General features: G+C 64.3%; 17 protein-coding genes and 1 pseudogene. 4 read left to right on the top strand and 14 right to left on the bottom strand.

What is annotated here, in order from left to right:
* Positions 1-24: 24 nt before the first annotated feature.
* The 8 genes from WAW17_RS04185 to WAW17_RS04150 form a co-directional block, all read right to left on the bottom strand.
* Positions 25-480, bottom strand: a complete 456-nt coding sequence (locus tag WAW17_RS04185) for a RidA family protein (RefSeq protein WP_422331748.1) — start codon at positions 478-480, stop codon at positions 25-27.
* Positions 473-2,065 (bottom strand): gamma-glutamyltransferase family protein, encoded by a 1,593-nt coding sequence (locus WAW17_RS04180; protein WP_422331747.1) that lies wholly within the window; start codon positions 2,063-2,065, stop codon positions 473-475. Before WAW17_RS04180 ends, WAW17_RS04185 begins: the two co-directional genes overlap by 8 nt.
* The gene (locus WAW17_RS04175) at positions 2,062-2,424 is read right to left on the bottom strand and encodes a Rieske (2Fe-2S) protein (RefSeq protein WP_422331746.1); all 363 of its coding nucleotides are present in this window, start codon (positions 2,422-2,424) and stop codon (positions 2,062-2,064) included. The genes WAW17_RS04180 and WAW17_RS04175 overlap by 4 nt, the downstream gene beginning before the upstream one ends.
* 29 nt (positions 2,425-2,453) lie before the next feature.
* Positions 2,454-3,896 carry an aldehyde dehydrogenase family protein gene (locus WAW17_RS04170; protein WP_422331745.1) on the bottom strand — a complete coding sequence of 481 codons (1,443 nt, stop codon included), beginning with the start codon at positions 3,894-3,896 and terminating at the stop codon, positions 2,454-2,456.
* Complete coding sequence (locus WAW17_RS04165) at positions 3,893-5,137, bottom strand: NAD(P)/FAD-dependent oxidoreductase (protein ID WP_422331744.1); 1,245 nt, start codon at positions 5,135-5,137, stop codon at positions 3,893-3,895. The genes WAW17_RS04170 and WAW17_RS04165 overlap by 4 nt, the downstream gene beginning before the upstream one ends.
* Before the next feature lie 16 nt (positions 5,138-5,153).
* Positions 5,154-5,525 carry a Rieske (2Fe-2S) protein gene (locus WAW17_RS04160; protein ID WP_422331743.1) on the bottom strand — a complete coding sequence of 124 codons (372 nt, stop codon included), beginning with the start codon at positions 5,523-5,525 and terminating at the stop codon, positions 5,154-5,156.
* 67 nt (positions 5,526-5,592) lie between these two features.
* Positions 5,593-6,312 carry a TenA family transcriptional regulator gene (locus WAW17_RS04155; RefSeq protein WP_422331742.1) on the bottom strand — a complete coding sequence of 240 codons (720 nt, stop codon included), beginning with the start codon at positions 6,310-6,312 and terminating at the stop codon, positions 5,593-5,595.
* 162 nt (positions 6,313-6,474) lie between these two features.
* Entirely contained in the window at positions 6,475-6,921 is a 447-nt protein-coding gene (locus WAW17_RS04150) for a GlcG/HbpS family heme-binding protein (protein WP_422331741.1), read from the bottom strand.
* 180 nt (positions 6,922-7,101) lie between these two features.
* On the opposite strand from WAW17_RS04150, the gene WAW17_RS04145 reads away from it, so the two are divergent.
* Positions 7,102-8,787, top strand: a complete 1,686-nt coding sequence (locus WAW17_RS04145) for a PucR family transcriptional regulator (protein WP_422331740.1) — start codon at positions 7,102-7,104, stop codon at positions 8,785-8,787.
* Between the two features lie 3 nt (positions 8,788-8,790).
* On the opposite strand, the gene WAW17_RS04140 is transcribed toward WAW17_RS04145, so the two are convergent.
* Positions 8,791-10,164 (bottom strand): MFS transporter, encoded by a 1,374-nt coding sequence (locus tag WAW17_RS04140; RefSeq protein WP_422331739.1) that lies wholly within the window; start codon positions 10,162-10,164, stop codon positions 8,791-8,793.
* Between the two features lie 314 nt (positions 10,165-10,478).
* Between WAW17_RS04140 and WAW17_RS04135 the strand changes: the two genes are divergently transcribed.
* Complete coding sequence (locus tag WAW17_RS04135; RefSeq protein WP_422331738.1) at positions 10,479-12,074, top strand: hypothetical protein; 1,596 nt, start codon at positions 10,479-10,481, stop codon at positions 12,072-12,074.
* Positions 12,075-12,129: 55 nt separating this feature from the next.
* Here WAW17_RS04135 and WAW17_RS04130 read toward each other — a convergent pair whose 3' ends face one another.
* Positions 12,130-12,990, bottom strand: a complete 861-nt coding sequence (locus WAW17_RS04130; RefSeq protein WP_422331765.1) for a LysR family transcriptional regulator — start codon at positions 12,988-12,990, stop codon at positions 12,130-12,132.
* An 82-nt stretch (positions 12,991-13,072) separates the two neighbouring features.
* Here WAW17_RS04130 and WAW17_RS04125 point away from each other — a divergent pair, with 82 nt between their 5' ends.
* Complete coding sequence (locus tag WAW17_RS04125) at positions 13,073-14,077, top strand: bile acid:sodium symporter family protein (protein ID WP_422331737.1); 1,005 nt, start codon at positions 13,073-13,075, stop codon at positions 14,075-14,077.
* Positions 14,078-14,097: 20 nt separating this feature from the next.
* Here the strand turns inward: WAW17_RS04125 and ehuA are convergent, their stop codons facing one another.
* The 4 genes from ehuA to ehuB are packed head-to-tail and all read right to left on the bottom strand — an operon-like array spanning position 14,098 to position 17,159.
* Positions 14,098-14,859 carry an ectoine/hydroxyectoine ABC transporter ATP-binding protein EhuA gene (gene ehuA, locus WAW17_RS04120; RefSeq protein WP_422331764.1) on the bottom strand — a complete coding sequence of 254 codons (762 nt, stop codon included), beginning with the start codon at positions 14,857-14,859 and terminating at the stop codon, positions 14,098-14,100.
* 46 nt (positions 14,860-14,905) lie between these two features.
* Positions 14,906-15,550, bottom strand: coding sequence for an ectoine/hydroxyectoine ABC transporter permease subunit EhuD (gene ehuD / locus WAW17_RS04115; protein ID WP_422331736.1), 645 nt, complete (start codon positions 15,548-15,550; stop codon positions 14,906-14,908).
* On the bottom strand, positions 15,547-16,278 hold the full coding sequence (gene ehuC, locus WAW17_RS04110; RefSeq protein WP_422331735.1) for an ectoine/hydroxyectoine ABC transporter permease subunit EhuC: 732 nt from the start codon (positions 16,276-16,278) through the stop codon (positions 15,547-15,549). Before ehuC ends, ehuD begins: the two co-directional genes overlap by 4 nt.
* A gap of 17 nt (positions 16,279-16,295) precedes the next feature.
* Positions 16,296-17,159, bottom strand: a complete 864-nt coding sequence (gene ehuB, locus WAW17_RS04105) for an ectoine/hydroxyectoine ABC transporter substrate-binding protein EhuB (RefSeq protein ID WP_422331763.1) — start codon at positions 17,157-17,159, stop codon at positions 16,296-16,298.
* Positions 17,160-17,402: 243 nt separating this feature from the next.
* On the opposite strand from ehuB, the pseudogene WAW17_RS04100 reads away from it, so the two are divergent.
* Positions 17,403-18,293 (top strand): annotated as a pseudogene (locus WAW17_RS04100) (hypothetical protein); the annotation flags it as partial.

The following is an 18,293-nucleotide window of genomic DNA, read 5'->3' as shown; positions in this document are numbered from 1 at the left end:
GTACGGCGCCGAGGCCACTGCCCTTCAATCCGGCTTCGTCAACTGGTCGGCGACCGCAGCCGCAAGTTCGACCTCGACGGGTGAACCGGCCGGCAGCGCCGACACTCCGATCGCACTGCGCACCGGTAGCGAGTCGATGCCGAGCAACTCGACAAGAGCATCCGACGCCCCGTCCGCCACAGCGGACAACTCCTGGAAGTCCGGCGCGCAGGCCACGAACACGCTCATCCGCAGGCAACGCGTGATGGCGTCGATTCCGCCGACCGCCGCTGCGATCGCAGTCACGGCGTTGCGCGCCGACAGTGCGGCCGCCTCCTGCGCGCGCTCGATCGACAAATCATGCCCGACGACACCGGTGACGGTCAGCACCCCGTCCACCCGCGGTGTCATGCCTGCGCTGTAGGCGACACCGCCATGCACGACTGCGGAGATGTATCGACCCTGCGGTACCGGTGCGACCGGAACTCCTTGCTCAGACACCGAGTGCTATTCCTTCCTGGCGGGGGTCTGCGGCACCGGCCAGCAGTCCGCGTGCGTTGTCGACGGAGATGATCTGCGCGCTGCCGTCCGCTCCCCAGGGTTCCTGCAATGTGATGTCGTGGCCCAGCTTCTCGAGCTCGGCGCGTACCTCTTCCGGTAGCCGGGACTCACAGCGCAGTTCCGCCGGTTGGCCGACGACATTTGCGTCGCTACCGGGGAATACAGTGAAGCGCGGCGCGGCAACGGCCTCGGCCGGGTCGAGTCCGTGATCGAGCAGATGTGATATCAATTGCATGTTCCACTGCACCTGCCCGTCCCCGCCCGGGGTGTTTCCGACGTGCAGCAGGTTTCCCACGGTGTCCGTCACCACCCACGCGTTGAGCGTGTGAAGCGGTTTACGCCGCGGCGCAGCAGCATTCGGGTGACCAGGAATCAAGTACGCTCCCCTGCCCCAACGATTGTTCAGCACCACTCCAGTGCCGGGGACGGTCATCTTGGCGCCGAATGTGAAGGCGAGAGAGTGGATGAAACTCACGGCCCGGCCTTCCGAGTCCACTGCCACTGTGGAGGTGGTGTCTCCGGCAGAAACGTCGAACGAACCAGTCGGTGCCACTTTTCGGTCGAGGCGCTGTCTGGCCGCCGCCACTGCCTCGGATTCGAGGAGCGTGTTCCAGGCATCGTTGTCGGTGCCACAGATAGCCAGCCGGTCCTCGAAAGCCATCCGCGCCGCACTCGCCATCCGGTCGATGGCCGGAGCGCTCAGCCACGGCGAGAAGCCCACCACCCCGTTGCACAGCGCGGCCTGCTGAAGCACCATCCACCCCGGCGTGGGCAGCGGCGTCTGATGTAGGACAGCCCCGGCGTACCGACCGCTGATCGCCGCTTCCTCCTGCACCTCTGCCCCCGCAGCCCATTCGTCGCCGCTGAACGGTGCACCCCCGCAGCGCAGCGCCTCCACGGCCCGCTGAGCCAGCGAGCCCGTATAGAAGCCGCGAGGGTCACGGGCCAGTTCGCGGATCGTCGCCGCTAGCTCCCGCTGCGGAAGTAACTCCCCTATCTGCGGCAACCGCCCATCCGGAAGATAGACGCTGCTCAGTCCGGCGTCGGCCGCGACCGCCATCTCCGCCTCCCGCACGTCCCTACGGGTCTTGGCAGAACACGGCAGACCACGTTCGGCCGCGCGCATCGCAGGCGCCCAAAGATCATCGAGCGCGCGAGAGGCACCACCGACGTGAAGTGCCCCGAGGGCCGCAGGCGCACCGGGAACTGCCACGGCCAGAGCCCCGTCGAGAGGGATCGACCGCATCCCGCGCTCGGTGTAGAACCCGATATCGGCTCCGTCGGGTCCGAAGCCGCTTCCGCCCACCGTCCACACCGAACCGTCCGGCTCACGGACGACGGCAAACGCGTCGCCGCCGATGCCGCACTGCCCCGGCAGGGTCAGCCAGGTCATGGCGGCCATTGCGAGCGTCGCATCGATCGCGTTGCCGCCGTCGGCCAGCACACGCGCCCCGACCGTACTCGCGGCGGGATGACTCGACGAGACCATCCCCTCGACGGACAGAGTGGGCGGCCGCTGACTCATTTCATGCATCCTCGGGCAGCACGACGACGCGGGATCGAGCTCGTGCCGTCGGGGTCGATCCCCACGAAGATCTCACCGTCACGCTCCTCGACCGGGTACGTCTTGATCGCCACCGTCGCCGGAGGGCACACCGGTTCACCGGTTTCGAGATCGAAAATGCTTCCGTGGCAGGAGCATCCGATGCCGTCGTCGACGAGTTTGCCGGACGACAACAGGCAGTCGAGGTGGGTACAGTAGTTGGAGGTGGCGTAGGCCTTGCCGTTCAGCCGTGCCACCGCGAATTCGTGTTCGCCGGCGAAGAATCGGCGCACAATGCCTTCGGGAACCTGTCCGGAGCGCGCAACACGAGTGAATTCCATGGTCTTCTCCATCTCGGGGCAGGTAGATCTCAAGCCGAAGGGCTGAGGTAGATGGTCTTCTCGGATTGGTAGAACTGCATCATCGAATCGCCCGCTTGCTCCTTGTGGGTCTGCGTGCTCGATGCCTTGTAGCCGCCGAACGGGGCGTTCATGCTCATGCCGGTGGTGGGTTGGTTGATCTTGACGAGGCCGGTCTCGGAGCGGCTGGCGAAGGCGAGAGCCTTGGCGACGTCACCCGTGACGATTCCTGCGCTGAGCCCGAACTCCGTGTTGTTGGCGAGCGCAACCGCCTCGTCGAAGCCGGACGCTCGCAGGAATACGAGCAGCGGTCCGAAGACTTCTTCGGTTACGATCCGCATGTCCGGTCTGCCGCCGGCGAACACGGTGGGCCGAACGAAGAATCCGCCATCACCTTCGAGAGCGCAACCGCCACAGACCAGTTCGGCCTCTTCCTCGCGACCGATACGGACGTAGTCGAGAAACTTCTCGAACTGGCCTTCGCTGGCAAGCGGTCCCATCCCGATGCCGGGCTCTCCACCAGGCCCGACGACGATCTCGGACGCCAATGCCGTCACCTTCCCGAGCAGCGCGTCGTGAATGGCGTCGACGGCGATCACCCGGCTCGTGCCGGTGCACGCCTGGCCGGATAATCCGAACGCACCCTTGACGATCAACGCGGCCGCCCTGTCCAGATCCGCGTCCTCGAGTACCACGACGGGATTCTTGCCACCCATCTCGAGCTGGCTACGGCGGGACGGCCCAACCACCGCGTGAATCGCTCGGCCCACCCGGGTCGATCCCGTGAACGTCACGGCGTCGACTCGCTCGTCCGCTGCCAAGGCCGCTCCGGCCCTGCCGGATCCCTGCACCAGGGCGATCGCCCCAGCCGGAAGACCCCCGGCGAGCAACGCCTCGACCAGGCGTTGACCCATCAGCGGTGTGAGCTCGGACGGCTTGAACAACACCACGTTTCCGGCGGCCAGAGCCGGTCCGAGCTTGCGTGACGGAATGTTGAGCGGAAAGTTCCACGGCGTGATCGCACCAACTATGCCTACCGGCTCACGCAGCGTGATCACCAGTCCCTCACCGGGCGTCGGGTAGGTGCTGCCCGTGGTGCGGAGGGCTTCCCCCGCGTAGAAACGGAGATTCATCGGGGTGCGGCTCACCTCCATGGTCGCCTCCGCCCGCGTCTTGCCTTCCTCGCGAATCAGCTCGCCGATCAGTTCGCCGGCGCGCGCTTCGAGGTGTGCTGCTGCGGCTTCGAGAATGGCGCCGCGGCGCTCCGGCGGAGTGGCAGCCCACTGCGGCGCGGCTTTGGCGAGAGCAGTCACTGCGACATCGACGTCGGCGGACGTCGAGTCGGGGAACACACCGATCACATCGGATCGGTCGGCCGGGTTGCGCCGCTCGAAAGTAGCACCGGACGCCGACGGAACCCACTGTCCGTCAATGTAGTTGAATCCTTCGATCATGACAGTGTCACCAGTTTCTCGTCGTCCTCATCCATCAGGTCGAACAGATCGATATCCTCGTCCGCCAGACGCGCCGGGGCGATCGACCGACCGATCAGTTCTCGGGCCGCGCCCATGTCTTCACCACGGTCGAGGGCGAATGCGCCCCGGACCCGGCCGCCGTCCAGATAGAAGGCGGTGAACTCGCCATCCTCGACCCGTCCGCGGAACACGAGGTGGGTGTACTGGGCACTACTACCGGTGAACTGGATGTTCTTGCCGAACTGGTCCGACCAGAACCAGTGGGCAGGATCCACGACAGCGGCGCGTCCCAACATCAGATTCGCGGTGGCGGCGCCCTGCTTGCTGGCGTTGTCGAAATGTTCGACGCGTACGTGCCTGCCGGCCGCATCGGAGAATCGCGCCGCCACATCGCCCGCGGCGTAGATGTTCGGCGACGACGTACGCCCCTGGGCATCCACGAGAATGCCACCGTCGACGGCGAGACCGGACGCTTGGGCCACTTCGACATTGGGGATGATCCCGATGCCCACCACCACGACGTCGGCCTCCACCACCTCGCCGCCGTCGAGTGCGATATGCACGTCGCGGGGACGAGTCATGATTGCGGTGACGCGGACACCGCTGCGGATGGTCACGCCGTTCTGCCTCTGCAGGCGGGTGCACACCTCACCCATCTCGGGTCCGAGGATGCGGGCGAGCGGCACCCGGTCCGCCTCGAGGACGGTGACCTCGGCGCCCAGGGCCACGGCCGTGGCAGCGATTTCGAGGCCCACGAACCCGCCGCCGATGAGCGTAAGCCGCGTACCGGGCCGGAGTTCGGCAGCCAGGCGTTCGGCGTCACCAATGGTCCGCAGGTAGTGCACACGTTCGGGTGCCGGACCGCTCACCTCCATCGTGCGGGCACGTCCGCCGGTGGCGATGAGTACGGCATCGGCGGCAATACTCCTCCCGTCGGATAGTTCGACGGCCGCGGAACTCGAGTCGATCCGCGTCACGGTGGTGCCCGTGAGGAGTTCGACGTTCTGCTTATCGCGCCACGCGTCGGGGAGGAGTATCAAGGAGTCGCGATCGTCGTGCCCGGCAAGAAATTCCTTCGACAGCGGAGGACGCTGGTAGGGTGCGTGCGGCTCGTCACCGATGAGCAAGATCTTGCCGTCGAAGCCGCGGCGCCGCAGTGTGCGCGCCGCTACCGCAGCGGTCTGGCCGGCACCGATGGTGACGATGGTCTTCAGCGTCATGGTGTCACTCGCTCTCTCAGTCGACTTCGGCCGGCGAGGCCGGCGCTCCAGGCAAGGCGGTCTCGGCGTAATCGGGGCGGCGGGTGAGATCCACATAGACGGCGTCGTCTTCGACCTTCACCGCATAGGTCGGCTGGCACAGGTCCTGTTCTTCTTCGTAACCGGTGTCGAGGTCGAAGGCCCATTGATGGCCCGGACATATGACACGGCCATGGAGCAGGGTGCCTTTGGCGAGCGACCGGTCCTGGTGGACGCACAGATCGTGGAATGCGTAGATCCGGTCGTCGGCCTGGAACAGTGCCACGGCGGTCTCACCGACATCGACCCGGAGCTTCCGCCGGCGGCCGAGTTCGCGCAGGGTGGCTACCCGAGTCCAGTTCGTTTCCATCGCTGTCTCCTGTTCGGGCGAGAAGCATGCTCCGGGGGAGCCCACTCGCGGCTCCCCCTCGGCACGATCAGGCGTTCGCGAGCTCGAGTTCAGGCGACACGTAGGTGTCGTACAGGCCCTTGGTGTACGAGAAGCGCATCTCGGCACCCCACTGCACCAATTGAAGGCAACGCTGCTGCAGCGCAGGCGTATCCGCGTGGTCGAGCACGATCTGGTATCCGCGCTCGCCGTGTACGACGTCCGAGGTGATGTGCAGGTCGAAGAATTCGATCTCGTCCTCGGTGAATCCGTACACCTCGCGAAGCGGAACGATCTGCTTCTTGTAGATACTCGGAACCTGCGATTCCAGGCCGACCACCAGGGCTGCGGTGGCGACCACGAAGTGTTCACGTTGAGAGACGGCGTAGCACCAGGACTGCAGACCACGAGTGATCGCATTCATGTTGGACGGGTCCTCGACCCGCTCCTTGGTGGTGCCGCAGGCTTCGGCGAACTTGATGAGGAGGTCGGTGTGCCGGATGTCTGCCAGCTCCTCCTCGTACATGTTCTGGAGGGTGAAATCCTTGGCGTTCGTGAAGTTGTCGGGGGTGTTCGAGTAGATGTTCGCGAGGTAGTCGGCAAACGGTCCGACGTAGTGGTAGTGGTTTTCGGCCCAACGCGCGAAGTGGTGCTTCTCGAGCTTGCCCTCGGCCCATGCCTTGCTGAACGACGCGTTCTTCGCCTCCCGGCCCTTGATGGCGTTCTCGAGAGCTGCGCGAAATTCGTCCCTGCCCAGAAGTTCGGTCATGATGTGCCTCGTCTTTCTCGAAATGGAGAGAATGGATCGGTTGAGGTTCGCTCCGAATGGAGTGGAATCGACGCTAGCGGCTCTCGGGGAGCCGTGCCACGGTCAGAGTGGCTGCGACGGAGAGGATTCGGTGTGCATGTTGCAGAGGCCGGAGGCAGGCCCTCAGCTACGGACGACGGCGATGGCCTCGAACTCGGCGAGCATTGCCGCCCCGACAGCTTTGTCCTGCTTGCCGTTTCCGCCGCTGATTCCGATTCCGCCGACGATCTGATCGTCGAAGACGAGCGGAAAGCCACCGACGAAGATGGCGAACTTACCCGGCAGCATGTGGCTGATACCGAATGCTTCGTTACCTGGCAACGCGGGCCCGTCCGGCGCTTCGTTGAAGAGGTGGGTGGCACGCTCGTGGCCGGCCGCGGTGAAGGCCTTGGCAATCGCGATGTCGACACCGGTGAGGCGTGCTCCCGGGAGTCGGTGCAATGCCAGAACGTTGCCTCCGTCGTCGCACACACACAGTGTCTGCTTGACGCCGAGTTCTTCCGCTTTGGCCCGCCCGGCCGCCAGGAGAGGCAGCGCGTCGTCGAGGTTGATCCGATGGACCTGGTGCATGTCTTCTCCGTTTGCGATCGTCGGGAGCAAGTTGATGCACCGATTTCTATCACCGGCACCGCTGGGTAACCATGGTCAAGATAACCTGCAAACCCGACGAAACCAGGGCATAGTGCATAGGTGGCCGTGCAAGGTGGCTCAGTCATACTGCACATTCGTCGCCACCGAGGAGGCTCTGCAGTGGACACTGCGACAACATCACACGCAGAGGACGAGCGTCTGTCGGGACGCAGCCTTCTGGAGGAGCCCCTGCTGGCGTCGGCGCGGGTGCTGTCCGGGAGGGAAGCGCTCGGAGCCACCGTCGCGTGGTGCCTACCGTGGGGCGAGGTGATGAGCCGACCCGACTCGCTGACCGACGTCGCCGTCTACACGCGGCCCGAGACCCTGTCCGCGCACGGACGTGAACTCGAGTCGCTGGTGGCGCGCGGGGCAAGCGTGCTGGTGGTCGACGGGTCGGCGCCCGACATGGCGTGGCCTGCCGGACTAGCGGTCGTAGAACTGGGATTCCCCGTGGGATTCAGCGCCCTCAACCGACTCCTCGCCGAAAGGGCCCTTACGCAGGAAGCCCACGTCATGCGGTATGCGCTCACCGTCCACCGATCTCTCGCGGGTCTCCTGCACCGGGGCGCGGGCCTTCCCATGCTCATTCGCGAGGTAGCGGCGCTGACATCGAAAATGGCTGTGGCCCTCGATGTCAGAGGCAGGCTCCTCGCCCACGCCGGGCTTCCCGACGTCGATTCGCCCGCGTCCCTCGCACTACTGAAGTCACTCGCCGCGGTACTGCCGAGATTGGACGAGTCCTCGCGTGCCAACGCGCACAGCGTCCATGTCCACCGCCTGGAACACCCGGACGGCCTCTTTCCACCCACGACGGCGGTCGCGGGCGCCATGCAACTGGCCGGCCGGTACGAGGGCTGGGTCGTGGTCATCGTGTCCGGTGCACATCCGCGGCGGCATGATCTCGCGCAACACCAGGTCGTGGTGGAGCAGGCCGGCACCATCATCGGCACGGAAATGCTTCGCCAGCGCAGCGTCGAGGAGGCCGAAGAACGGGCACGAGGTGACTTCGTCCAGGCGCTGGTGCACGGCAATTTCGCCAACGATCACGACCTGAGCACTCGCGCGGCGTTGCACGAGATCGATCTGGATCTGCAATACATCGTCTTCGTCGCGCCCGGCCTCGTGGATCGCTCGGGCCAACCCGGGGCGAGTATGGTGCGGCTGGCGCGATACGCCGCCGGAGTCTTGCCGGGTTCCGGAGTGCGCTCCCACGTCACCGTGATCGGCGATGTGCTGGTGGTGGTCCGCTCGCTGAGTACCACCGACGGTCCGCACGTCGAACGCGAGATCTCCGAGTACGCGCATGCCATGTCGCTGGATCTCGAAAATCGTTTGGGCCAGCGAATTCCGGTGGCACACGGCCGCCCCTCCGCCGGAGCCCGTGACATTGGCGAAAGCTATCGCGAGGCCCGGATCACGCTGGGGATCGCCCAGCGACTGAGGCTCTCCGGATCCGTCGCCTACAACGATCTGCGTGGGTTCAGCGTTCTCGCCAGGGTGACCGACACGGAGGAGAGTCGCCGACTGATCCGCGACGTACTCGGGCCGTTGCGCACCTCGCATTCCGGTACGGGCAGCGAAGATGTACTCTTCGCCTACCTCGAGGAAGGCGGCAACATCAACGCCGCCTCGCGACGTCTCGGCATCCACCGCAACACCATGATCGCGAAGATAGACCGCACGTCCCGGCTCATCGGCATGGACATCCGGGAGCCCGAGAACCAGTTCACCCTTTGGCTTGCACTACGCCTCGATCTGCTGGCCGGTGTCCAGAAGTCGGTGAGCCTCGAGATCGTGGCCGACTGATACTCAGACCGGGTCTTCTCCGATGAAAGTACCGGCAAGTCCCGCCAACGCCACTACTGCCGCCACCACGAACAGCAGCAGGTAGGGTTCGGCCGAAATATGCGCGGCCACACCGACCCACGCCGCACCGACCGCGGACCCGCCGAAACGAACGAGGTTGAACAACCCGAGGCCGGTGCCGACGGCGCCGGCGGGTGAGCGGGTGGAACCGGCGGCTGCGGGTGTCTGCACCATCCCGATGCCCACACCGGCCCCGAGGAGAACCGCGCCGATCGCCAGTGGGTTCCGGACTCCGGCGGACAGCGTGATCGCCAGCGCGACCTGACTGGCGATCAGCGTGATCAGACCGGTACGCATCACCACGCGACCACCGATGCGGTCTACGATTCGGCCGACGACGGGTGCAACACACGTCATGACCACGGGCAGCACGAACAGCATCAGGCCTGCTTGGGTCGTCGAGCTTCCAGTGCCCGTCAGATACAGCGGGAGCGCCAGCAACAGAGCCCCGAGGACGAACATCTGGGTGAAGGCCGCCAATGCACTACGCAGGAAACGTGATTCGAGTACGAGTCGGATGGGCACGAAGGGGTCGTCCACACGGAAGCTGTGGACGACGAAGAGAACGAGCGTGGCCAGCCCACCGGCCACCAGTGCGGCGCTCGCCGCGGCCGGCACCTGCGCCTGGGAAATCATCGTGATGCCCAGAATGAGCAGGGCCGCGCCGAGCGTGACGGTACCCGCGCCCATCACGTCGAGGTGCATCTTCTTTCCCGGATAGCGGGGGATGTACCGCATCGTCGCTGCGAAGCCGATCAGTGCGATCGGAACGAGTGGCACGAATGCCCAGCGCCAGCCCCACCAGTCGCTGACGACACCGCCCATGGACGGACCCACAGCCTGTCCGATTCCGTTGACGGCGGCCCACGCACCGATGGCGCGCGCTCGGCGGGCCGGCCCGAACAGCCACGCGATCAGACCCATCACAGCTGGAGCGAATGCGGCTGCCGCGACTCCACCGATCGATCGCCACAGCACCAGAACGGGGAGGGACGGGGCAAGTGCCGCGCCCAGAGAGCACACGGCGGTGCCGAGCAGGGCCGCGCAATAGACACGCCGCCGACCGAAGCGGTCACCGATCCACCCGGCGACGGGCATCGTCGCGGCGAATGTCAGAAGGAAGCCCACGACGACGAAGATGCCGCTGCCGAGACTTGCGTCGAAATCCGTGATGATCGCATGCAGTGGCACGTTGACGATGTTGTTGCTGACGGTGCCGACGAAGGTTCCGGCGAGCAATGCCGCCAGTGCCGGACTGGTTCCGGGCCCTGGTTCACCGGTGAGCGGGGAGGGATCCGTATCGACCGCCGTCTTCATGATGCGTCCACTTTCGATCGAAACTCCTTCTCTGCGGTGCTTGTGCCCGACTGTGAAACTACCGCGCCCGGCAACGCCACTTCGGTTAGGCAATCCAAATTATGAACAGCGCATTCCGGAATAGGCGACGCATTCGAGCATTCCTTTACTTCGCCGTGACAACAAGAAATCCTGACGAAAAATGCCAGGCACATTGCACAAATATGCTGTCTGCCCATGTGCACACTGGCTGTTGCCCCTGCAAAACGGCCCGCGCACTATCACTCCACTGTGATTATCGGCACTAAGCTCTCACTATTCCGAAGGGGCGCAACGTGGATGTAAATCTCACCGCCGCACACTGGATCTACCTCGCAGGAATTGTCGTCATCCTCGTGACGATGCTGATGCGAAAGAATATCGTCGTCCCCGCCGTCATCGGCACATTCCTCACCGCGTTCGTCTTTTCCGACAGCATCGTGATCGGGCTGGCCTCGATCTTCAACGCGAGCCTGGTGGCGGCCCGCGAGTTGTTCAACATCTTCCTCATCATCTCCTTGGTCACCGCCATGCTCGGAGCGCTTCGCCAGATGGGCGCCGACCGACTCATGGTTGCTCCGTTCCGGCGCGTGATGCGCGGCGGAACCAGCAGCTTCATCGTTCTCGCCGCGGTTACCTACACGATCTCGCTCTTCTTCTGGCCCACGCCCGCGGTGCCGCTGATCGGGGCCGTTCTCATCCCGGTCGCCATTCGTGCGGGACTGCCGCCCATGACGGTCGGACTCGCGATCGCGATCTGCGGCCAGGGCATGGCCTTGTCCTCGGACTACATCATCAAGGTGGCACCGGGACTGTCCGCGAAGTCGGCGGGCGTCGATCCCGACGTCGTCGCGGATCGCGCACTCGTCATGTCCCTGATCGTGGGTTTCACCGCGCTCGTCATCGCGTACTTCTCCCAGCGCAAGCAGATGCGGAGTCCGTCTCCCGCACTCCTCGAAGAATGGGAAGCCAGCGCCGAGACCGATCTGGGCAAGCCCACCGGCGCGACGCCATACGGCACCGCGCCGGAATCGGGAGGCGGCAGTTCGGCAGCGGCCATCCCCGGCGGCGCCTCGGTCCGGGTGGCAGACGGCGCCGTCACACCGGTCGCCTCGTCGACCACGATTCTCGCCGAGCCGGTGACCGCATCGGCGAGACAGGTCATCGACGACACGTTCAAGAGCATCAGGGCAGCAAGGACATTCGCTGTCCTGGTCCCGGTGGCGTATCTCATCTTCATCGTGTATCTCATGGTCGGAAAATTCACCGACGTTGTGCCCGACCTCAAGGGCGGTGACGCGGCTGCGATGGTGGGCGGCATCGCGGCACTGATCCTCTTTGCGGCCGCCGCGACCAACGACAAGAAGGGTTTCCTCGAAACCACCTCGGAACATCTGATCGACGGCCTGGTCTTCGCTTTCAAGGCAATGGGAATCGTGATTCCGATCGCCGGCTTCTTCTTCATCGGCAACGGCGACTTCTCCGCCGCCATCCTCGGACTGCCCGAAAGCGCCCCCGCTCCGACACTGCTGTTCGATCTGGTCAACGCAGCCCAGTCCCATCTGCCGCAGAACGCCTTTATCACGTCCTACGTCATTCTCGGCATCGGCGTCATCGCCGGCCTCGAAGGTTCCGGGTTCACCGGGTTGCCCCTCACAGGTTCGCTGTCGGGTGCGCTCGGCCCGGCGGTCGGCTTGGATCCGGCGACCCTCGCGGCAATCGGCCAGATGGGAAACATCTGGTCCGGCGGCGGCACCCTGGTCGCGTGGTCCTCACTCGTAGCGGTGGCCGGCTTCGCCCGGGTTCCGGTCCTCGAACTCGCCCGCAAGTGTTTCGTTCCGGTGATGTCAGGACTCGTACTCTCCACCGGTATCTCGGTACTCATCTTCTGACCTACCACGGTCGATGCCTGGGGTGGGGCCACTCGTTTCGTCGAGTAGCCCCGCCTCATCCGTGTAGACGGTCACTGTTTTCGACGATCGCCGACCACAACGCTTCCTCTGGGTCGCTCAGTACGGTGCGCCGGGCCGCGAGCACGAACTCCACCTCTCCCGCAGGACCGAGGGCGTCCCGCGAGTGCGTGCGAACAGGCACGAGGCCCGCCGGAGGCAGCGATTCCGCATGCAAGACGACTCCCAGTCCCGCCAGGCACGCCGCACGCAGACCATTGAGACTGTCGGTCACACATGTCACCCGCGCGCCTCGCCCGGACTCCTTCAAGATCTCGAGTGCCGCTTCCCTCGTGATCGACGGCGGCGGGTAGGTCACCAACGGCACGGGACCGTCCTGGTCGAGTACGAAGTCCGGGGACGCGAGGAACGTCAGCCGGTCCGTCCAGATCAACTCGCCGTGCCGTTCACCCGGTCGCCGCTTCCCGAAGACCAGGTCGAGTTCTCCGTCGTGCAGTTGCCGGAACAGCACCTCGCTCAGGCCCACAGTCAGCTCGAAATCGATGAGCGGATGTCCGCGGCGGAACTCGGCCAGGATCCGGGGCAGCTCGTGTAGAACCAGGTCCTCGGACGCCCCGAACCGCACCCGTCCGCTCACCCTCGAGTCAGTGAAGTATCGGGCGGCGGCGTCGTGGCGGTCGAGTATCGATTTCGCGAATCCGACCATCGCCGAGCCGTCCGCCGTCAGCTCGACGGAATGCGTATCGCGCAGGAAGAGCCGCCGCCCGGCGGCCAGTTCGAGCTTCACGACGTGCTGGCTCACGGTCGATTGCCGCAAGCCCAGGCGCTTCGCGGCCGCAGTGAAGCTCCGCGTCTGTTCGACGGCCAGGAAGCTGCGAAGGTGAACGGGATCGAACATACCCATTGCTATCACGAAATCGAATTACAGTAAACGCGGTTATCATCTTTCGAAATTCGGTCGAGGAATCTACCGTCGACACATGCTGACGAAGATCCCCCTACTGGGAAGACTGGACCCGTTCATCCTCGGGATTCTCATCACCGTGGGTATCGCCAGTCTCCTTCCCGCGCAGGGCACCGCGCTGACCGGCTTCGGGTGGGCCACCAAGGTGGCGGTCGGACTCCTCTTCTTCCTCTACGGCGCCCGACTCTCTCCCCAGGAGGCGATGCAGGGATTCCGGCACTGGCGTCTCCATCTGACGATCCTGGCGACCACGTTCGTCCTGTTTCCCCTGCTCGGTATCGCCGCACGAGTCCTGGTTCCCGCTGTACTGACCGAGCCGCTGTACCTGGGCCTTCTCTATGTCTGCCTGCTGCCGTCGACAGTGCAGTCTTCGATTGCCTTCACGTCCATTGCGCGCGGCAACGTGCCCGGCGCGATCGTGAGTGCCTCGTTCTCCAACCTGCTCGGCATCTTCATAACGCCGGTCCTCGTCGCACTGCTCATGACGAGCACGGGCACCGGCTTCGACGCGTCGTCCGCCCTCGACATCGTGGCGATGCTGCTGTTGCCCTTCATCGCCGGCCAGGCGCTACGGCGCTGGATCGGTGCCTGGGTCAAGAAGCACAGCGCACCCCTCAAGATCGTGGACCGCGGATCGATTCTGCTCGTCGTCTACGTCGCGTTCAGTGAAGGAATGAACGAAGGCATCTGGAACACGCTGTCCGTGGGCCGCCTCCTCGCTCTCGTCGGGGTCTGCATCATCCTCCTCGCGATCGTCATGGCGATCACCTGGTTCGGCTCCCGGCGCCTCGGCTTCGGTCGAGCCGATCAGATCACCATCACGTTCTGCGGATCGAAGAAGAGTCTGGCGACCGGCCTGCCGATGGCCACCGTGCTCTTCGCGAGCCAGCCGATCGGCCTGGTCGTCCTGCCCCTCATGCTGTTTCATCAGATCCAGTTGCTGGTCTGCGCCTGGGCGGCGGGACGGCTCGCACGCCAGCCGACTGCCGACGATCCAGAACTCGTCGGCAGCCCACGCTGAGCGGCCGCCGCCCCCGCCGTTCAGTCCGCGAGGACAGCCCGGAGAAACGACTTGGTGCGCTCGTGCTGAGGCGCAGTGAAAATGGCACCGGGATCGCCCTCCTCCACGACCCGGCCCTTGTCGAACATCATCACCCGATTGGACACATCCCGGGCGAACTGCATCTCATGAGTCACGATCAACATTGTGATGTCCGTCGTGGCCGCGACGTTGCGCAGCACGTCCAGTACATCTGCCACGAGTTCCGGATCCAGCGCCGACGTCACCTCGTCGAGCAGCAGAATGTCGGGGTCCATCGCCAGCGCACGGGCGATGGCCACGCGCTGCTGCTGACCACCCGACAGCTGCGTGGGGTGCGCCGTCTCTTTGTCGGACAACCCCACCGTGTCGAGAAGTTCGCGGGCCCTCGCCACCGCCGCAACCTTGTCGAGACCGAGAACGTGAATCGGTGCCTCGGTGAGATTCTCGAGAACATTCATGTTCGGGAACAGGTTGAACTGCTGGAACACCATGCCGATCCGCCGGCGGACCCGACGCAGATACTTTTCGGACGCCGGAACGAGCTTGCCCCCCTTCTCCTCATGCGTGAGGCGGGCGTCCTCGATCCAGATCACCCCGTCGTCGACCCTCTCGAGGGTCATCAACAGCCGCAGGATCGTGGTCTTACCGGAACCACTCGGGCCGATCAGTGTCACGCGGTCGCCTCGTGCGACCTGGAAGTTCAGCTGATCGAGCACCACGTGATCACCGAACTTCTTCACCACGTCGTCGAACCGGATCATCGGAGTGGAGGTGCTCGCATCAGGTTCTGCCACACGAAAGGGCACTTCATCGGGCAAGGTGTTTCTCCAATCGGCGAATGAGCAGCGACGTCGGGTAGCTGGCGACGAGGAAAATGACACCGGCCAACGTCAACGGCTCGAGGTACTGGAAGTGCCGGGCACCGAACTGCTGCGCCGCGGTGACCATTTCCACCACGGTAATGGCAAACAAGAAGGGCGTGTCCTTGAACATGGACACGGCGTAGTTCCCGAGTGCTGGAACAACCCGCCGAATGGCCTGGGGCAGGATGATGGCTCGCCATGTGCGACTCGGCGCGATCGACAGAGCTCGCGCCGCCTCCCACTGGCCCACCGGCACCGCCTCGATACCTGCGCGATACACCTCAGCCATGTATGTCGAATAGTGGACGCCGAGAACGGCGATACCGATCTGCAACGGCGACAGAGCGGTGAACGTGTAGTACACGAACAACAGCTGCACCACGATCGGGGTCAACCGGATGAACTCGCTGACCGCTCGAACGGGCGTACTGATCCAACGCGGAGCCGAATGCCGTATCAATGCGATGACCAAACCGAGCACCGCCGCGATCACGAAACCGAGAACTGTTGCCAGCAAAGTGATCTTGAATCCATCGAGCAGTACCGGAAACGCCTCGAAGGCCCGGTCCCAACTCCATTGGGCCGTCATTTCTCCGCGGCCTCCAATCCCCGAGGATCGGTCGGCGCGAGACTGAAGATCTCACGCAGCGAGGGGCCGGTTCCGAGACGGTTCTTCGCCCGCACCTCGAGTGCGTTCATCAGCAACGTGAGCACGTAGCCGATGACAAAGTAGATCAGGAGCCCGACACCGAAGGAGAACAACGTGTTTCCCGTAGTCCGCCGCAGCTGATCAACCTGGAAAGTGAGGTCCTGCAGCAGGATGAAACTGGCGAGCGCCGTGCCCTTCAGAAGCTGTATCAGCAGATTCGTCAGCGAGGGAATCATCTCGGCCCATGCCTGAGGAAAGATCACTCGCCGAAGTCGTTGCCAATGGCTGAAATCCAGGGCCGTGGCCGCTTCCCATTGCGGTGTCGGTACCGAATTGATAGCTCCGCGCACCACTTCCGCTCCGTACGCGCCGTAGTTGAACCCGAGGGCGAGTATGCCGCATACCAGCGGATCGATGAGATAGCCGAAGAGTGGTACCACATAGAACAGCCAGAACAGCTGGACCAACAGTGAGGTTCCGCGAAAAAACTCGATGAACACTCGCGCTGCTCCGCGGATCACGATGTTATGCGCCCTGGCCGCGAGGCCCAGTCCGACCGCCAGGACCAACGCGAGCAGGGCCCCACCCGCCGTGAGCTCGAGTGTGACGATGATGCCTTCCTGGATGCGGGGCCACGCATCCAGGAAGGCGTCGACATTCTCATTCACCGACACAACCTGGTCCCTCAGCTGACCCCTTCGCAGAGCTTGGCCGTGGTGAGCTCGGGATCAGGCAACTCCTCTTCGGTGAAGCCGAATTCACCGACGATTGACAGGTACTTGTCCTTATCCGACGTAATCTTGGCGAGTTCTTCGTTGTAGGCGTCCCGCAATTCGGTGTCTTCCGTACGGAACACCGTGCCACCAGCGCCGACCTGCGGCTTTCCGTCGATAACTGCAACGAACGACTCGGTCACGTCGACCGGAACCTGCGGGTTGTTCTTCGCCAGCCAGTTCAACGAAATACCGGTGAGCGCGAAAACATCCGCGCGGCCATTGGCCACCGCGTCCATTCCGTCCTGCGCCGATGCGACCTGCGTGGCCTCGATTCCGAGCGATTGCGCATAGTCCGACTCGATCGCGCCCGTCATCGCCGCCATCCGCACGCCGCCGTCCTTCACGGACTGCATGTCGGTGAGGTTGGCAGGATTTCCTTCGGGAACCATCAGCGCCGTCGTGTAGTTGAACTCCGGCTCGCTGAACGCCGCTTGCTCGCATCGCTGCGGGAGGATCGACATACCGGCGCTGACCACGTCGAATCGCCGGGCCTGCAAACCCGGTATGAGCGCACCGAAGTCGGTACTCACGCCTTCGACATTGTCGACCCCGAGGTTCTTGAAGATTTCGCGGTGTAACGCCACGGTGGCACCTGTCAAATCCCCGTCCTGTTGAAAACTGTATGGCGCCTCACCTGCGAAGCCGACCGTGACCGTCCCCTTTTCACGCAACTGCTCCAGAAGTGAATCCCCGCTGGCCGAGTCCGTCTTCGTGCACCCTGCCAATGAGCCGGCGGCCACCATAATCCCTGTGAATGCCAATGCCGCTCGCATTGCCGGACGTGTTTTCGAGATCGTACTCGTCACTACAATTCCCCTTCGTCACCTCTGTACGGCCCAGGGAATCGCGCACCGCGCGCAGCAGCACGATCCCCTCCCGGATCTGCCCGGGCCACGTTACGCAGGCATACGAGTTGTCGCGGGTGGAATCGCGGGAATTTACGTGAGCGTTATGGGTACTCGAGATCGACAGTCTTGTGTCAGAATGCGAGGATTCGTAACAGAGAGCAGCGCAGTGTGATCGATCTGAAGAGATGGTCACCCCTCGCGGTCGCCGCAGCATTCGTGGTCGTGCTCGCGGTGACCGGGGTAATCCCGACCTGGCCAGGGTTGCCCCACCTGGTGGCGCTGCCCCCGTTGGACCTCTTTGCCGACCTGCGAATTCTGCTGTTACGCACCGATTCATGGCCGCAGTTCCTCTCGCTTCTGGCCGTGCTGCTCGCCCTCCGAGTGATGCTGATGGCCTGGCTTCTCGGCGGACTCGATGCACGCCGTCTACGCTTCGCCGCACTGTTCTATGCGACGGCGTTCGGTCCGGTTCTCCTCGCCACCTTCAGCGACGCGACCGCATACGCGGTGCTGTATTCGCGGGTCTTCTGGCCGGCGGTGACGCTCGTCGCGGTGCTGGTGTTCGTACTCGGCCCGGTTCCCTGGCAGGGAGCGCTCACCTTGTCCGGCGCGGTGGGGCGGGCGTGGCGCCGCGGTCTGCGCGTCGAAGTGATTGTGCCGTACTGCGGTGCCGTGGTCGCACTCGGTGCCGTCGCCGAGCGGATGCCCGGCCTGACAGTGCTGCTGGTACCCATTTCCGCCGCCGTCACCGGACTGACGGTATGGGCAATGGACCGTGCGCCCCTCACCCGACCGGTCGCCGCGCTCACGCTGACCCTTGTTCTGCTGACCGGATCGTCGGTGATCTTCGTGCAAACGCGTCACTACGACAATCCTGAGCCGGGCCCGCCTCAGGCCGGTGCGCTCTTCATCATGTCCGGCATCAACTCGCGGTCCGGCCTCGGCGCGATTCACCAGACCGACGTGAATCGGCTGGGCTACGAATGCGATCAGGTCTCCTACTTCTCGTATGCCGGCCCGGGTGACGGACAGCCCCAACGCAAAGCGACGTGCCCCATC

Source organism: Rhodococcus sp. (in: high G+C Gram-positive bacteria) (assembly GCF_049286785.1).
In the GTDB taxonomy this organism is placed as follows: Bacteria; Actinomycetota; Actinomycetes; order Mycobacteriales; family Mycobacteriaceae; genus Rhodococcus_F.
This window is presented reverse-complemented; position numbering and strand designations above follow the sequence as displayed.

Coding starts and splice junctions, on each gene's coding strand:
- ehuB (WP_422331763.1), bottom strand. CDS start 17,159: ATGCGAGCGGCATTGGCATTCACAGGGATTATGGTGGCCGCCGGCTCA.
- WAW17_RS04170 (WP_422331745.1), bottom strand. CDS start 3,896: ATGATCGAAGGATTCAACTACATTGACGGACAGTGGGTTCCGTCGGCG.
- WAW17_RS04165 (WP_422331744.1), bottom strand. CDS start 5,137: ATGACGCTGAAGACCATCGTCACCATCGGTGCCGGCCAGACCGCTGCG.
- WAW17_RS04180 (WP_422331747.1), bottom strand. CDS start 2,065: ATGAGTCAGCGGCCGCCCACTCTGTCCGTCGAGGGGATGGTCTCGTCG.
- WAW17_RS04160 (WP_422331743.1), bottom strand. CDS start 5,525: ATGGAAACGAACTGGACTCGGGTAGCCACCCTGCGCGAACTCGGCCGC.
- WAW17_RS04140 (WP_422331739.1), bottom strand. CDS start 10,164: ATGAAGACGGCGGTCGATACGGATCCCTCCCCGCTCACCGGTGAACCA.
- WAW17_RS04155 (WP_422331742.1), bottom strand. CDS start 6,312: ATGACCGAACTTCTGGGCAGGGACGAATTTCGCGCAGCTCTCGAGAAC.
- ehuD (WP_422331736.1), bottom strand. CDS start 15,550: ATGACGGCCCAATGGAGTTGGGACCGGGCCTTCGAGGCGTTTCCGGTA.
- WAW17_RS04125 (WP_422331737.1), top strand. CDS start 13,073: ATGCTGACGAAGATCCCCCTACTGGGAAGACTGGACCCGTTCATCCTC.
- WAW17_RS04150 (WP_422331741.1), bottom strand. CDS start 6,921: ATGCACCAGGTCCATCGGATCAACCTCGACGACGCGCTGCCTCTCCTG.
- WAW17_RS04175 (WP_422331746.1), bottom strand. CDS start 2,424: ATGGAATTCACTCGTGTTGCGCGCTCCGGACAGGTTCCCGAAGGCATT.
- ehuA (WP_422331764.1), bottom strand. CDS start 14,859: ATGATCCGGTTCGACGACGTGGTGAAGAAGTTCGGTGATCACGTGGTG.
- WAW17_RS04130 (WP_422331765.1), bottom strand. CDS start 12,990: ATGTTCGATCCCGTTCACCTTCGCAGCTTCCTGGCCGTCGAACAGACG.